Source organism: Saccharopolyspora gloriosae (genome assembly GCF_014203325.1).
GTDB classification, from domain to species: domain Bacteria; phylum Actinomycetota; class Actinomycetes; order Mycobacteriales; family Pseudonocardiaceae; genus Saccharopolyspora_C; species Saccharopolyspora_C gloriosae.
Genome location: NZ_JACHIV010000001.1, coordinates 6092197 through 6106003, shown reverse-complemented (window position 1 = coordinate 6106003; position 13807 = coordinate 6092197). Strand labels below are relative to the sequence as shown.

12 protein-coding genes are annotated in these 13807 nt (G+C 71.2%); 4 read left to right on the top strand and 8 right to left on the bottom strand.

Annotated features, from left to right (window positions below; translation table 11 throughout):
* Positions 1–4 precede the first annotated feature (4 nt).
* Positions 5–976 carry a 23S rRNA (guanosine(2251)-2'-O)-methyltransferase RlmB gene (rlmB, locus tag BJ969_RS26480; protein ID WP_184483470.1) on the top strand — a complete coding sequence of 324 codons (972 nt, stop codon included), beginning with the start codon at positions 5–7 and terminating at the stop codon, positions 974–976.
* Between the two features lie 322 nt (positions 977–1298).
* Here rlmB and BJ969_RS26475 read toward each other — a convergent pair whose 3' ends face one another.
* Entirely contained in the window at positions 1299–2162 is an 864-nt protein-coding gene (locus tag BJ969_RS26475; RefSeq protein ID WP_184483468.1) for an LURP-one-related family protein, read from the bottom strand.
* A gap of 146 nt (positions 2163–2308) precedes the next feature.
* Here BJ969_RS26475 and BJ969_RS26470 point away from each other — a divergent pair, with 146 nt between their 5' ends.
* The gene (locus BJ969_RS26470; RefSeq protein WP_184483466.1) at positions 2309–3739 is read left to right on the top strand and encodes an MBOAT family O-acyltransferase; all 1431 of its coding nucleotides are present in this window, start codon (positions 2309–2311) and stop codon (positions 3737–3739) included.
* A 128-nt stretch (positions 3740–3867) separates the two neighbouring features.
* Positions 3868–5145, top strand: a complete 1278-nt coding sequence (locus BJ969_RS26465) for an alginate O-acetyltransferase AlgX-related protein (RefSeq protein ID WP_221315944.1) — start codon at positions 3868–3870, stop codon at positions 5143–5145.
* Positions 5146–5190: 45 nt separating this feature from the next.
* On the opposite strand, the gene BJ969_RS26460 is transcribed toward BJ969_RS26465, so the two are convergent.
* The 4 genes from BJ969_RS26460 to BJ969_RS26445 all read right to left on the bottom strand — a co-directional run bounded on the left by BJ969_RS26460 (position 5191) and on the right by BJ969_RS26445 (position 9805).
* Positions 5191–6075, bottom strand: coding sequence for a metal ABC transporter permease (locus tag BJ969_RS26460; RefSeq protein WP_184483462.1), 885 nt, complete (start codon positions 6073–6075; stop codon positions 5191–5193).
* On the bottom strand, positions 6072–6929 hold the full coding sequence (locus BJ969_RS26455; protein ID WP_184483460.1) for a metal ABC transporter ATP-binding protein: 858 nt from the start codon (positions 6927–6929) through the stop codon (positions 6072–6074). Before BJ969_RS26455 ends, BJ969_RS26460 begins: the two co-directional genes overlap by 4 nt.
* A 58-nt stretch (positions 6930–6987) precedes the next feature.
* Positions 6988–8031: a metal ABC transporter solute-binding protein, Zn/Mn family gene (locus BJ969_RS26450; RefSeq protein WP_184483458.1), complete on the bottom strand. Its 1044-nt coding sequence runs from the start codon at positions 8029–8031 to the stop codon at positions 6988–6990.
* A 676-nt stretch (positions 8032–8707) separates the two neighbouring features.
* On the bottom strand, positions 8708–9805 hold the full coding sequence (locus BJ969_RS26445) for an ABC transporter ATP-binding protein (protein ID WP_184483456.1): 1098 nt from the start codon (positions 9803–9805) through the stop codon (positions 8708–8710).
* A 189-nt stretch (positions 9806–9994) separates the two neighbouring features.
* On the opposite strand from BJ969_RS26445, the gene BJ969_RS26440 reads away from it, so the two are divergent.
* Positions 9995–11095 carry a LacI family DNA-binding transcriptional regulator gene (locus BJ969_RS26440; RefSeq protein ID WP_184483455.1) on the top strand — a complete coding sequence of 367 codons (1101 nt, stop codon included), beginning with the start codon at positions 9995–9997 and terminating at the stop codon, positions 11093–11095.
* A 40-nt stretch (positions 11096–11135) separates the two neighbouring features.
* Here the strand turns inward: BJ969_RS26440 and BJ969_RS26435 are convergent, their stop codons facing one another.
* From BJ969_RS26435 to BJ969_RS26425, 3 genes are all read right to left on the bottom strand, one after another.
* Positions 11136–12740 carry a polyamine aminopropyltransferase gene (locus tag BJ969_RS26435; protein WP_184483454.1) on the bottom strand — a complete coding sequence of 535 codons (1605 nt, stop codon included), beginning with the start codon at positions 12738–12740 and terminating at the stop codon, positions 11136–11138.
* An 81-nt stretch (positions 12741–12821) separates the two neighbouring features.
* A complete protein-coding gene (locus BJ969_RS26430; RefSeq protein ID WP_184483452.1) occupies positions 12822–13247 on the bottom strand; it encodes a DUF350 domain-containing protein in 426 nt (141 codons plus the stop codon).
* A 117-nt stretch (positions 13248–13364) separates the two neighbouring features.
* Positions 13365–13802: a DUF4247 domain-containing protein gene (locus BJ969_RS26425; protein ID WP_184483450.1), complete on the bottom strand. Its 438-nt coding sequence runs from the start codon at positions 13800–13802 to the stop codon at positions 13365–13367.
* Between the last annotated feature and the right edge of the window lie 5 nt (positions 13803–13807).

Genomic DNA, 13807 nt, shown 5'->3' with positions numbered 1-13807 from the left:
AACGTTGGCAGGCAACGACAAGCGCCGTGGGGCGACCCGCAAGCCGGGCTCCAAGAAGGGGATGGTGAAGGGCTCCGGCGGCCAGCGTCGCAAGGGGCTCGAAGGCAAAGGCCCGACGCCGAAGGCCAAGGACCGCGTCCCGCACCCCGCGAAGAAGCGGGCCGACGCGGCCAAGGCGAAGACCGAACAGCAGAACCGCAGGCAGCGCGAGCAGCGTGAACTGCCGGAACTGGTCGCCGGGCGCAACCCCGTCGCCGAATGCCTCCGCGCCGGCGTCCCGGCCACCGGGCTGTACGTGGCGCAGGGCATCGACACCGACGACCGGGTCAAGGACGCCGTGCGCAACGCGTCCGACAAGGGCATCTCCGTGCTCGACGTGCCCCGCACCGAACTCGACCGGATCACCGGCGGCGCGCTGCACCAAGGCGTCGCCCTGCAGGTGCCGCCGTACAAGTACGCGCACCCCGAGGACGTGCTCACCCACGCCCAGGACTCCGGCATGCCACCGCTGCTGGTGGCGCTGGACGGAGTGACCGACCCGCGCAACCTCGGAGCGGTCATCCGCTCCGCCGCCGCGTTCGGCGCGCACGGCGTGATCCTGCCGCAGCGGCGCAGCGCCGGAATCACCGCAGTCGCGTGGCGCACCAGCGCGGGCACGGCCGCGCAACTGCCCGTGGCGATGGCGGTCAACCTGACCCGGACGCTCAAGGACCTCAAATCCGAAGGCCTGATGGTCATCGGGCTCGACGCCGACTCCGACATCACCTCCGACGAGCTGGAACTGGCCACCGGGCCGCTCGTCGTCGTCGTCGGATCGGAAGGGCGCGGACTGTCCCGGCTGGTGCGGGACACCTGCGATCAGACGGTGTCCATCCCGATGGCGGGGCAGGTGGAGTCGTTGAACGCTTCTGTTGCTGCGGGGGTTGTACTTTCCGAAGTAGCCCGCCGCCGTCGGACCCGTACTTTTTCCCGCTGAGACTGCCCGCCCGGTCTTTTTGTTCGGGTGGTGGGGTGGCGGAACCTCAGCTGCTTCCTCGCTGCGGGATCTTTTTCCCGAGTGGCTCCGCCACGAGGGAAAAAGCTGTCCTCGCGAGGAAGCAGCTGAGAACCCGCGGGTTGTCACCTTTTTGACGTGGGCTATGTGCTTCGCACATACAGGCACGGCTTCGCCGCAAGGCAGGCTTGCTTCGCAGCCCAAGGCACGGCTTCGCCGCGAGGCACGGCCTTCGGCCGCGAGGCAGGCTTGCTTCGCCGCCCAAGGCGCGGCTTCGGTGTACGGGGGTTGCTCGCCGGGGGGATTACTTCTGGGCTTGGCCGAGGGTTGTGTCGATTGTCAGGGCTGCGGACACCACGAGGCTTATCAGCGGGTCCGGTAGTGGGCGGTGCAGCTGGAGGACGTAGTTGTCGGCCGTGGTGAACATGGCTTTGCCGAGGCCCTGCCAGGTCTTGCTGATCTGGCCGATGTGCTCGTCACGCTCGTCGGTGATCTTGAAGTCCCAGGCGCGCAGGTTCTGGGCGGTGATGCCGCCGATGCGCCTGCCGTCCACCTCGAAGGCGAACCGCGGCTTCCCGAAGGCGTTCTCCATCCGGATGTCGCCGACCGGGGTGCCGTCGGGGCGCTGGACGTGCACGGTCGACTTCCACATCGTCGCCGGGCGGTTCATCGTGAGCACCGGTGCGCCCCCGGCGTCGCGGATCTCCAACCGCACCGTCATCAGGGCGTCGAGCTTGGTGAACAGCCGCAACGCCTTCTGCACGCCGCTCTGACCCGTCTGCACCACCGAACCGAGCTGCCCGCCGTGCTGGTCGTAGACGGCGTACTCGTTGGCCATCTCGATCAGCTTCGCCTTCTGGTTGACCACCAGCACCGGCTCGCTGAACAAGGTGCCACCGCCACCGGCCACGGTCCCGCCGACGCCGGCCTGCTGCTGCGCCTGGTGGCGGACGGAATCCGAATCCCCGGTGCCGCCGAGCGCCAACTCGATGGGGGAGGCATCTCCCTGCCCCGCCGGTCGCGCTCCCGGAGGTCCGCCCGGCTGCGGCGGCGGTTGCGGCGGGCGCGCTGGCTGGACGTGCTGGGTCCACTGCCTGCCGTCCCACCAGCGCACGTAGCGCTGGTCGACTTGGTCCGGGTACCAGCCCGGCGGGGGCGGAGCGGTCATGAAACCCAGAGTAGGTAACCGGGGCGGCGCTTGTACGCGGTTCGAGCTGAACCATTCGCGGCAAGTGCGGTGCACCGCTCGGCTAGGCTCCGAACCCGACACGATCGGGAGGCCGGGGCCTCCCAGCACCGCGAGGCCCAACACCGATGTACTTTTCGACTCCGCTGTTCCTCTGGTACTTCCTGCCGTTAGTGCTGATCGCGGTGCTCGTCGCACCCCGAGCCGCGCGCAACGCGATCGTGGCGGTCGCGAGCCTGGTGTTCTACGCCAGCGGAGCGGGCGGCACGACCTTGCTGCTGCTGACGTGCATCGTGGTCAACTTCTTCGCCGGACGTTCCCTCGAACCCGACGAGTGGGAACCGCGCCCGCACCGCAGGACCGTGCTGATCGGCGCGGTGTCGTTCAACCTGCTGGTCCTGGTGGTGTGGAAGTACGCGGGATTCGCCACCGAGCAGCTCGCGACGCTGGGCCGGTGGTTCGGCGGCGACTTCCCGGTGCTGCAACTGGCGCTGCCGATCGGGATCTCCTTCTACACGTTCCACCACATCTCCTACGTCGTGGACGTGTACCGCGGCGAGCGGCCCGCGCTGCGCAACCCCGTCGCCTTCGTCACCTACATCGCGATGTTCCCGCAGCTGGTGGCCGGCCCGATCGTGCGCTACCGGGAGATCGCCGACCAGCTGCCGCAGCCCCGCACGCACCGGCTCGACGACATCGCAGCCGGGTTCCCCCGGTTCGCGTGGGGACTGACGAAGAAGGTCGTCGTCGCCGACACGCTCGCCCCCATGGTCGACGCCTGCTTCGCGACCCCGGCCGAGGACATGAGCTTCGCCGTGGCCTGGCTCGGCGCCATCGGCTACACGGTCCAGCTGTACTTCGACTTCTCCGGCTACTCCGACATGGCGATCGGGCTGGGCCGGATGCTGGGGTTCCGGCTGCCGGAGAACTTCGCCCGCCCCTACTCCTCGGTGACGGTCACCGAGTTCTGGCGGCGCTGGCACATGTCGCTGTCGCGCTGGTTCCGCGACTACGTCTACATCCCGCTCGGCGGCAACCGCCGCGGCACCGGCCGCACCTACCTGAACCTCACGATCATCTTCGTGCTCACCGGCTTCTGGCACGGCGCCGCCTGGACGTACCTGGTGTGGGGCCTGTTCCACGGCGCGCTGCTGGTGATCGAACGCGCGACCGGCCACGACGCCGCCCCGGCGGGCCGCTGGGCGCTGCTCGGCAGGCGCGTCTCGACGTTGCTGCTGGTCGTCGTGGGCTGGGTGTTCTTCCGCGCCCCGGACGTCGGCACCGCGTTCACGATGATCGGCCACATGCTGCTGCCGGACCTGTCCGGGCTCACCGACATCGTCGCCGCATCCGTGACGCACCAGCGGGTGTTCTTCCTGCTGGTCGCGCTCGTCGTGGTGGCGCTGCCCGCGTCGACCGGCACCGGCCCGTTCCTGGAGTCGGTCCGCTCCCGCCCCGCCAACGCCCTGCGCATCGGCGTCATGACCGCGGGCCTCGCCTACTCGGGCCTGCTCGTCGCCACCGGCTCCTTCAGCCCGTTCCTGTACTACCAGTTCTGACCGCGACCGAACGCTTCATGCCGGAAGGGAGAACAGTGGTGGCTCGGTTGTGCGGGGTGGGTGTGCTGTGACGCTCGTGGAACCGCGCACGGGCGGGAAGCGGCGCGGCTAACGTGAGCGGCGTGTCCATGACGGAACCCACGGAGTTACCTGCGGTCCACGAGTCGTGGTTGCCGCGCGAGCACCCGATGCACCGGCCGCGGCACGGCAGACGGCAGCTCACGGCGCTGGTGTGCGCGCTGCTGTTCCTCACCGCGCCCGCCACGACCTGGGTGTTCGGGGCGCGGGCGGAGCAGCTGGAGAACCGGCCGCTCGCCGAGTTCCCCGGCATCACCGAAGGCTGGGGGTTCCTCACCGGGCTGAGCCCGTGGGCCGCCGAGAACCTGCCGTTCCGCGGGCAGGCAGTCCGGTCCGTGCACGGCATCAGCCAAGGCGTGTTCGGGGAGCAGGCGCGGCTGGAATCGGGCGCGCACAGCTCGCCGGTCGGCACCGGCAGCGATCAGCAGCAGCCGCGTCCGCCGCTGAACGAGAACGTGTTCCCCAAGGTCATCGAGGGCAAGGCGGGCTGGCTCTACCTCGGGCACGACGTGGCGTACCCGTGCACGCCGAAGCGGGACCTGGACGAGGTGATCGCGGGACTGCGGCGGTGGCGCAGCGTCGTCGAAGCGTCCGGGCGGGAGTTCCAACTGGTCATCGCGCCGGACAAGTCGACGATGTACCCGGCGAACCTGCCGGAGCACTACGCGGGCGAGGACTGCTCGTCGCAAGCCCGGGAGGAGTTCTGGCGGCGGCTGCCGACCGCGACCGGTGCCGTCGACATGCGGGAACCGCTGCGGGACGCCGCCGACCGCAACGGGCGGGCGATCTACCACGACATCGACACGCACTGGACCCACGAAGGCGGCATCACGATGGTCTACCAGCTCGCCGAGCGGCTCCGGCCGGGCAGCACGGCCGGGTGGAAGCTGCTGCCGAGCAGGGAGTACCCGCACTCCGCCGACATCCCCGACCAGCTCGGGCAGAGCCGCACCGTGCCGATCCGGGCGTACTCGCTGGCCCCCGACGGGGGCGCCGACAACACGCGGTTCCAGCCGAGCGACTTCCACGAGCCGCTGCGGCTGGAATCGGCGCCGAAACCGGGCATGGTCGACGCGCCGACCCGGATGGTGGGCGACTCGTTCACCCAGTTCGCCAGCCCGTACCTCGCCGCGACGTTCGCCGACATCGCGATCGTGCACCCGGAGGAGATCGCGAAGCGGCCGCAGGAGACGGGGGCGCTGCTCGCGGAGGGCGACGTGGTGACCTTCGAACTCTCCGAGCGGTTCGTCTCCGGCGGGCGCTACGACCTGCTCGACCCGGCCGTGGCCGACCAGGTCGGAGCGATCCTCGCCGCCGACCCGCGCTGACGACCCGCGGCCTCGGGTGGAGTGAACGACGCCCGGCGGTGAGCGTCAGGCCGCGGCGGGCGCCGGAGTGCGGGAGGCGCGGCGCAGGCGGACGGTGCCGACGGCGCGGCAGACCAGGTAGATCACGAACGACAAGATCGTCACGAACGCGCTCACCGGGGCACCGGGCGCCAGCGACAGCACGATGCCGCCCAGCACCGCGACCTCCGCGAACACCACCGCGAGCACCGTGGACAGCAGCGGGCTCGCGGTGATCCGCGCCGCCGCCGCACCGGGCGTCACCATCAGCGCCAGCACCAGCAGCGCTCCCACCGTGTACACGCCGAGCGCGGTCGCCACCCCCACCAGCACCGCGAACAGCGGGGTGAGCAGCCGCGCGGGCACCCCGCGCGCCGCCGCCACATCGGGGTCGACGCTGGCGAACAGCAGCGGCCGGTACACCACGGCGAGCACCAGCAGCACCACCGCCGCGCTGCCCGTCAGCAGCGCCACGTCGGCCGAGTCGACGCCGACGATCTGGCCGATGAGCAGGCTGAACTTGTTCGCGGTGCGCTCCGGGTTCATCCACAGCAGCAGCACGCCGAGACCGAGGCCGAACGACAGGATCGCGCCGATCACCGAGTCCCGTTCGCCACCGCGCTGCCCGAGGAAACCGAGCAGCAGCGCGGCGACCACCGCGCCGCCGAGCGCGCCCACCCCGACGCTCGCGCCGAACAGCAGCGCCGCCGCCGCGCCGGTGAACGCGAGCTCCGCCGTGCCGTGCACCGCGAACGACATCTTCCGCGCCACCACCAGCGGTGCCAGCGCGCCCGAGACCAGGCCCAGCGCCGCCGCCGCCAGCAGCGCCTGCTGCACGAACGGGTAGCCGAGCAGGTCGGCGGTGAGCTCGAAGTCGAAGAACCGGCCGAGTGCGTCGGTCAGGGTGCTCATGAGGTCTCCGCGGCGCAGTGGTGGTGATCGACTTCATCGGTGCCGGTGACGACGAGCCTGCCGCCGACCCGCGCCACCTCGACGTCGGAGCGGTACAGCTCCGAGAGCGTCGCCGACGTCATCACCTCGTCCGGGGTGCCGATCCGGAACCGGCCGTCGACCAAGTACAGGATCCGGTCGACCAGCGGCAGCACCGGGTTGATCTCGTGCGTCACGAACAGCACCGCGGCGTCGGTCTCCTTGGCCTGCCGAGCGATCAGCCTGCTCACGTTGCGCTGGTGCGCGATGTCCAAGGACAGCAGCGGCTCGTCGCACAGCAGCACGTCCGGCTCGCCGACCAGGGCCTGCGCCACCCGGAGCCGCTGCTGCTCACCACCGGAGAGCAGGCCCAGCGGCATCCGCGCGTACTCGGTGGCCTCCACCGAGCGCAGCGCCCGCTCGACGCGCCGCTTGCGGTCCTTGCGCCGCCGGAAGCCCACGCCCCAGTGGTGCCCGTCCAAGCCGAGCCCCACCAGGTCGCTGCCGCGGACGGTCAGCGTCGGGTCCACCGAGCGCTGCTGCGGGATGTAACCGATGCGGGAACTGCCGCGCCGCACCGCCTCGCCCGCGACGTGGACCTCACCGCCGCTGAGCGGCTGCAAACCGAGCAGCACGCGCAGCAGGCTCGTCTTGCCGGAGCCGTTCGGGCCCAGCACGGCCAGGAACTCACCGGGGCGCACGTCCAGGTCGAGCCGGTCCCACAGGACCCGGGAACCGTAGGCGAGGCTGGCTTCGCGCAGCCGGACCGCCGGGTCGCGGCCGGACGTGACCGGGACGCTGCGGTCCGGTGCTGCGGTGTCGGTGCTGGGTTCCACGGTGGCTCTCGGATCAGTGGTGGGGTGCGGGTCGTTCGGGGTGCGGCGCGGGGCCCGTTCAGGGGCGACCGGCCAGCGCCGCTTGCAGCGCCGAGATCTGACCGTCCATCCACCGCACGTAGTCCTGATCCTGCGGCAGGGTCTCGGTCATCTCGACGACCGGGGTCTGATTCTGCTCCGCGCCCTTGCGGACCGATTCGGTGACCGGGGATTCGGTCTGCGGGTTGTAGATCACCGCTGCGGCCTGCCGGGAGTTCACCGCGTTCTGGATCTCCGCGACGGCGGCCGCGGCCGGGTCGTTGCCCGCTTCGACGGAGTGCACGAAGGACTGCGGGGTGATGTCGGTGAGCCCGGCGGACTCCACGAGGTAGTGCGCCACGGGCTCGGTGACGATGACCTTCTTGCCGTGCTCGGTGGCCGCGATCTGGTCGACGCGGCCTTCCAGGCCGCCGATCTGCTCGCCGAACCGCGCGGCGTTGTCGCGGAACTCCTGGGCCCGCTCGGGCTGGATCTTGCCGAGCTCCTCGGCGACGCGGTCCGCGGTCTCGCGGACGACGTGCAGGTCGTACCAGACGTGCTCGTTCACGGAGTGGTCGTGCCCGGCGTGCTCGTCGGCGTGGGCGTCGGAGTGACCGGCGGGGGCCTCGGCGTGCTCGTCGGCCGGTGCACCTCCGTGCTCGTGGCCGTGCTCGTGGTCCGCGGCGGGTTCCTCCGCGTGCTCGTGCTCGCCTTCGACGGCCTGCACGGTCGGCTTGCCCGCGCCGGTGCCGTCGAGGATCTGCTCGGCGAACTCGTCGTAGCCGCCGCCGTTGAGCAGCACCAGGTCGGCGTCGCCGACCTTCGCCGCGTCCTGCGGGCTGCTCTCGTAGGAGTGCGGGTCCGCCGCCGGGTCGTCGATGATCGACTCGACCTCGACGCCAGGGCCGCCGACGGCCCGTGCGACGGAGGCCCAGACGTTCGTGGTGGCCACGACCGTCAGCTCGCCGTCGTCAGCGGCCTGATCGGAGCCCGTGCCGCCGCAGGCGGTGGCGGTCAGCGCGGCGACCGTGAGGCCGGCCAGCGCCGTGCCGCCGCGGCGGGCACGTCGGGTGAAGACGGTCATGAACGCACTCCTCGGGGACGCACCGTGAGGTGGGGACGCCGGGGCCGGGGGACCTTCGACGACCGCAAACGGAAACCGTTGTCATGTGCAGCGTACGCCGTGCCAACTGGGCCGAACCATCGAACGGGTGAGCCGAGAGGTGTGAACATGACAACGCTTCGCATTATCGCCCGCACCTTCCACCGATCCAGCCGCCCGGCCGAGTCACCCCCGTCCGTGTGACCGCCCCGCGACGAGCAGCCGCGCACCGAGGCGGACAGGTGGGGGTGAACGGCCCGTTCGTCCAACGGCATTGGACGAACGGGCCGTTCACTCGGAAAGCGGAGTCGCCGCGTGCTCGGCCGGGTGGGCGGGTTCGTGGGTGAACGGACCGTCTGCCCAATGGCATTGGACGAACGGTCCGTTCACTCGAAATGCAGGGTCGCCGCGTGCTCGGCCGGGTGGGGTGAACGGCCCGTTCGTCCAACGGGATTGGACGAACGGGCCGTTGACTCGGAAACGCGGCCGTGGCGCCGCCGGGGCAGCGCGCTGAGGTGGGGGTGCGGTCATCGAGTGGGGGGGTGAACGGCCTGTTCGCCCAACGGGATCGGACGAAGGGTCCGTTCACCGCCGCCCGGACGCGGAACGCACGATGCCCCCGCCTGGGCGGGGGCATCGGGTGTGCGGAGGGAGCTGATCAGGAGGTGAGGCGGGTGCCGTCGTCGGGGCGGAACAGGTGCACTTCGCTGGAGTCGCGCAGCGCGACCTTCACCTGCTGGCCCAGCGCGGGCGGGGTGCGGCCGTCGGTGCGCACCACGAACCGCTCCGGCGAGCCGTTGACCTGGATGCTGCCGTGCACCAAAGCGTCGGCGCCGAGCTCCTCGACGAGCTCGACGACCATGTCCATGCTCTTCTCGTCCTCGCCGGAGACCAGGCTCAGCGCTTCGGGGCGCACCCCGAAGGTCACTTCCTTGAGTCCGTCCGCGGCGGACAGCGCCGCGCGGGTCAGCGGGATCGTCTGCCCGTCGAGCTCGGCGCCGCCCGCCGACAGCGGCACCGTCTTGAGGTTCATCGCGGGGGAGCCGATGAAGCCGGCGACGAACGCGTTGCGCGGGTTCTCGTACAGCTCGCGGGGGCTGGCGACCTGCTGCAGCAGCCCGTCCTTGAGCACCGCGACCCGGTGGCCCATCGTCATGGCCTCGACCTGGTCGTGGGTGACGTAGATCGTGGTGGTGGACAGCCGCTTCTGCAGCGCCGCGATGTTCGCGCGGGTCTCCACGCGCAGCTTCGCGTCCAGGTTCGACAGCGGCTCGTCCATCAGGAACACGCTGGGTTCGCGGACGATGGCGCGGCCCATGGCGACGCGCTGGCGCTGGCCGCCGGAGAGCGCCTTGGGCTTGCGGTCCAGGTACTTCTCCAGGTCGAGCATCTTGGCGGCTTCGGTGACCTTGGCCCGGATCTCGTCCTTGGGGGTTTTGCGCAGCTTCAGCGCGAAGCCCATGTTGTCGGCGACCGTCATGTGCGGGTACAGCGCGTAGGACTGGAAGACCATCGCGATGTCGCGCCCCTTCGGCGGGGTGTTGGTGACGTCCTCGCCGCCGATGGTGATGGCGCCTTCGTCGACGTCCTCCAGGCCCGCGAGCATCCGCAGCGCGGTGGACTTGCCGGAGCCGGACGGTCCGACGAGCACGAGGAACTCACCGTCGGCGACTTCGAGGTCCAGTGCGTCGACCGCTCGCACCGGCGGGTTGCCGGGATAGAGGCGGGATGCCTGTACGTAAGCGACCTCAGACATATGCGACGCACCTTTCACTGACTCGGGTTAAGCGACAACGTATCGCTTAACCGCGTTAAGGTCACTGGTTTTCGAGAACCGGTTCGGTGCGTGATCATTCGAGCGCGGAGGGTGATCGTTGCCGATCGGCAATGGGATCTGCATCTCCGGCGGCTTCACCCCCGGGTACTGAACCGTTACGGTTCCTCCATGGCTCGGTCAACGAATGCCCGACGGCCTGCGACGCTGGCTTCGCTCGCGGCGGAGCTCGGGGTCTCCAGGACCACGGTGTCGAACGCGTACAACCGCCCTGATCAGCTCTCGCCGGAGCTGCGCAAGCGGGTGCTCGACACCGCACGCAGGCTCGGATACCCGGGCCCCGACCCGGTGGCGCGCTCGCTGCGCACCCGGAAGGCCGGGGCGGTCGGGCTGCTGCTCACCGAGAACCTCTCCTACGCCTTCCGCGACCCCGGCGCCATACGCTTCCTCGAAGGCCTCGCGCTGGCCTGCGAAGACGCCGGGCACGGGCTGCTGCTCATCCCGGCGAGCCCGGAGCGCGAAGACGTCGCCTCGGTGCACCGCGCCGGTGTCGACGGGTTCGTCGTGTACTCGGTGCCCGACGACGACCCGCACCTGGCCGCCGTGCTGGAACGCCCCGTGCCGGTCGTGGTCTGCGACCAGCCGCGCATCGACCAGCTCGACTGGGTCGGCCCGGACGACGAGGGCGCGGTGAAGGTGCTCGCCGACCACCTGATCGGGCTCGGGCACCGCCGGATCGGGGTGTCCTGCATGCGGTTGGCGCGCGGGCGCAACGACGGCATCGCCTCCGTGCACCGGCAGGCGAACGCGAGCTTCCACGTGCAGCGCTCCCGGCTGACCGCGCTCGCCGCGGCGTTCAGCGAAGCCGGCGTCGACTGGTCGCAGGTGCCGGTGGTGGAGCGGTTCGACCACACCACGGAATCCGGCGCGTCCGCCGCGGCTCAGCTGCTGGAGATCGACCCGGAGATCACCGCGATCATCTGCACCTCGGACATCCTCGCGCTGGGCGCCCTCGACGAGGCCCGCCGCCGCGGGCTGCGGGTGCCGGACGACCTCACGGTCACCGGCTTCGACGGCATCGACGACGCGGACCGGGTGGGCCTGACGACCGTGCGCCAGCCGGTGCTGGAGAAGGGCCGCGCGGCGGGCCGCCTGCTGCTGGACACCAGCGAGCCCGGCAGGCCGCGCGACGTCGTGCTGGAAACGCAGCTCGTCACCGGCAGCACCGCCGCTCCGCCGCGCTCGGCGGAAGAACGCTGGTTCGGCCCGTGAGCCGAGCGCGGCTGCTCGGCCGCCGCCGAGCGAGCTCCGGTCAGTAGTTGCGCCACTCGCCCTGGACGTACCGCAGGATCGTCGGGTGCATCAGGGTCGACGGCTCCAGGCCGGGCAGCCGATCGCGGTCCGGCGGGAAGGCGGTGGCCGCGGCCAGCGTGCGGTCGTCCAGCGAGCGCAGCGGCGGCGCGTCGGCGGGCAGCCGCAGCGGCGGCGGGGGACCCGCGGCGGCGAGGTGGAAGCCCCACTCGCCGAAGCTCGGCACCGACACCTGGTACGGCACGGTGCTCAGCCCGGCCGTGCGCATCGTCGCCTCGATCGCCCAGAACGCCTTCGGCGCGAAGTACGGGGAGCCGGCCTGCACGGTCACCCGCGCGTGCTCGGCCATCGCGTGGCGCACCAGGCCGTAGAACTCCGTCGAGTACAGCTTCGCCGTCGCCGTCGAATCCGGGTCCGGCATGTCCACGACGACCGCGTCGAACCGGGTGCGGTTGTCGCGCAGCCAGCTGAACGCGTCCGCCGAGACCAGGTGCACCCGCGGGTCCTCGAACGCGCCGCGGTTGAGCTCCGACACCCGCGGATCCGTCCGGGACAGCCGCGGCACCGCCGGGTCCAGCTCCACCAGCGTCACGTCCCGCACGTCCGGGTAGCGCAGCACCTCCCGCAGCGCCAGGCCGTCACCGCCGCCGAGGATGAGCACGTGCGAGCGCGGCCCGTCGAGCACCGGGTGCACCAGCGCCTCGTGGTACCGGTACTCGTCCACCGAGCTGAACTGCAGATCGCCGTTGAGGTAGAGCCGGGTGTCCGGGTCGCCCTCCAACGGTGACGACTCGGTCAGCACGATCTCCTGGTACGGCGTGCGCAGCGACTGCACCACCGGGTCCTTGTACAGCGCTTGCCGCGCGGTCACCTCGAAGTCGTCCGCGAGCAGATAAGCGCCGCCGAGCACGAGCCCCACCAGCGCCGACGCGGAGACCAGCAGCAGCGTCGCGCGCTTCGAGAGCTCCCGGCGGAACACGGTGAGCACCAGGCCCAGCCCCGCCGCCGCGTTCACCATCCCCACCAGCAGCGCGCCCTGCAGCTGCCCGAACAGCGGCAGCAGCACGAACGGGAACGCGAGGCCGCCGAGCAGGCCGCCCACGTAGTCCGCCGCGAACAGGTCGGCCACCGCCGATCCCGCGTCCTGCTTGCGGATGCGCTGCAGCAGCACCATCAGCAGCGGGATCTCCGCGCCGATCAGGGCGCCCAGCACGAGGGCGGTGACGATCAGAACCGGCGTGTAGAGGCTCAGCCACGCGAAGGCGGCGTAGAGCACCAGCACGCTGAGGCCGCCGAGCAGCGCGAGCAGCACTTCCACGGCGGCGAACGCGGCGGCGGCCCAGCGCTGCAGCGGTTTCGCGGCGAGCGCGCCCACGCCCATCGCGAACACCATCAGCGACAGCACGATCGAGGCCTGCCCGACGGTGTCGCCGATGAGGTAGCTGCCGAGCGCGACCAGTGCCAGCTCGTACACCAGGCCGCAGGCCGCGCACAGGAACACGGCCACCAGCACCGCGGTGCGGGCCGCCCGGCTGCGGGGCCGCGCCGGCGGCTCGGTGGTGCCGTCGTCCTCGGTGCGGGGAGGGGTGTCAGCGCTGGTGGACATGGCGACCAGCTTCCTTGCCGGAGTCGAGGTGCGGGGCGTGCCGGGCGGGAGCGGACCGCTCGCGCCCGGCCTTCGCCGGCGTCACCAGATGGCGGCGGCCATGATCACCGCGATGACCACGTGCGCGGCGGCCGAGACCCAGGTGCCGGGGTGCAGGGTCTCCGAGGACAGCTCGTCGCCCAGCTTGCCGGGGGTGAGGGCATCGATGAGCAGGAACGACAGGCTCATCAGCACCAGCCCGAGCAGGCCGTAGACGACGGTGCCGACCAGGCCGGCGACGAGGTCGTCGGCGCTCGCGGCGATGGCGGTGGTGAGGATGATCCCCACCCCGATCAGGCCGGACACCAGCAGCAACGCGGCGTTCGGGTTGCGCCGCACCCAGATCAGGTCGCGCAGCCTGCCGGGCGTGGCGAGGTCCACCAGCAGGTAGCCGAGCGCCATCATCAGCGTGCCGATGACGCCGTAAGCGACGGCCGCGAGCAGTCCGGAGAGCAGTTCCTGGAGCAAGGTCGTTTCGCCCTTCTCGTCGGGTGGGTCGGTGGCAGACCCGGTGTGGGGAGCGCCTTCGGCCGGGGCCGGTTCGAGGCGCGTGCCCGGAGGCGGGTGGTCAGTCGTGCGCGGCGGTCATTTCCCGGTTCCGGGACCGCCGCCGCGGAAGGTCTCGCCGCGCATGCCGAATCCGCCCCAGGCGTGGCCGACGTGCGAGTGGTAGTGCCGGTAGGCGCGGTCGACGTCCATCACGTGGATCACCGAGCCCGCCGCGCGCGGCTGGATGATCACCGCGTCGTCGGAGTAGCGCAGGTAGACGCCGCTGGCGTCGGTCTGCTGCGACTGGGGTCGCCAGCGCGACGTGATCTCCCGGGCCACCACGGGCACCGGTTTGGGGCTGGTGTAGGCCTTGTTGTCGCTGTCGCCGCGGATGTCCAGCGACGAGGCGCGGTGGTAGTGGCCCGCCACGTACCCGCGCGGGCCGGAGCCGCCGCCGAGGGTCGCGATCAGCGCGACGGCCAACGCGATGACGACGACGATGCCCGCCAGGACGAACCAGAAGCCGCGTTTCATCGAGC

Bases quoted from the DNA above. Each gene is read 5' to 3' on its own strand.
- BJ969_RS26475 (WP_184483468.1), bottom strand. From the start codon at position 2,162: ATGACCGCTCCGCCCCCGCCGGGCTGGTACCCGGACCAAGTCGACCAG.
- BJ969_RS26470 (WP_184483466.1), top strand. From the start codon at position 2,309: ATGTACTTTTCGACTCCGCTGTTCCTCTGGTACTTCCTGCCGTTAGTG.
- BJ969_RS26465 (WP_221315944.1), top strand. From the start codon at position 3,868: ATGACGGAACCCACGGAGTTACCTGCGGTCCACGAGTCGTGGTTGCCG.
- BJ969_RS26460 (WP_184483462.1), bottom strand. From the start codon at position 6,075: ATGAGCACCCTGACCGACGCACTCGGCCGGTTCTTCGACTTCGAGCTC.
- BJ969_RS26450 (WP_184483458.1), bottom strand. From the start codon at position 8,031: ATGACCGTCTTCACCCGACGTGCCCGCCGCGGCGGCACGGCGCTGGCC.
- BJ969_RS26445 (WP_184483456.1), bottom strand. From the start codon at position 9,805: ATGTCTGAGGTCGCTTACGTACAGGCATCCCGCCTCTATCCCGGCAAC.
- BJ969_RS26440 (WP_184483455.1), top strand. From the start codon at position 9,995: ATGGCTCGGTCAACGAATGCCCGACGGCCTGCGACGCTGGCTTCGCTC.
- BJ969_RS26435 (WP_184483454.1), bottom strand. From the start codon at position 12,740: ATGTCCACCAGCGCTGACACCCCTCCCCGCACCGAGGACGACGGCACC.
- BJ969_RS26425 (WP_184483450.1), bottom strand. From the start codon at position 13,802: ATGAAACGCGGCTTCTGGTTCGTCCTGGCGGGCATCGTCGTCGTCATC.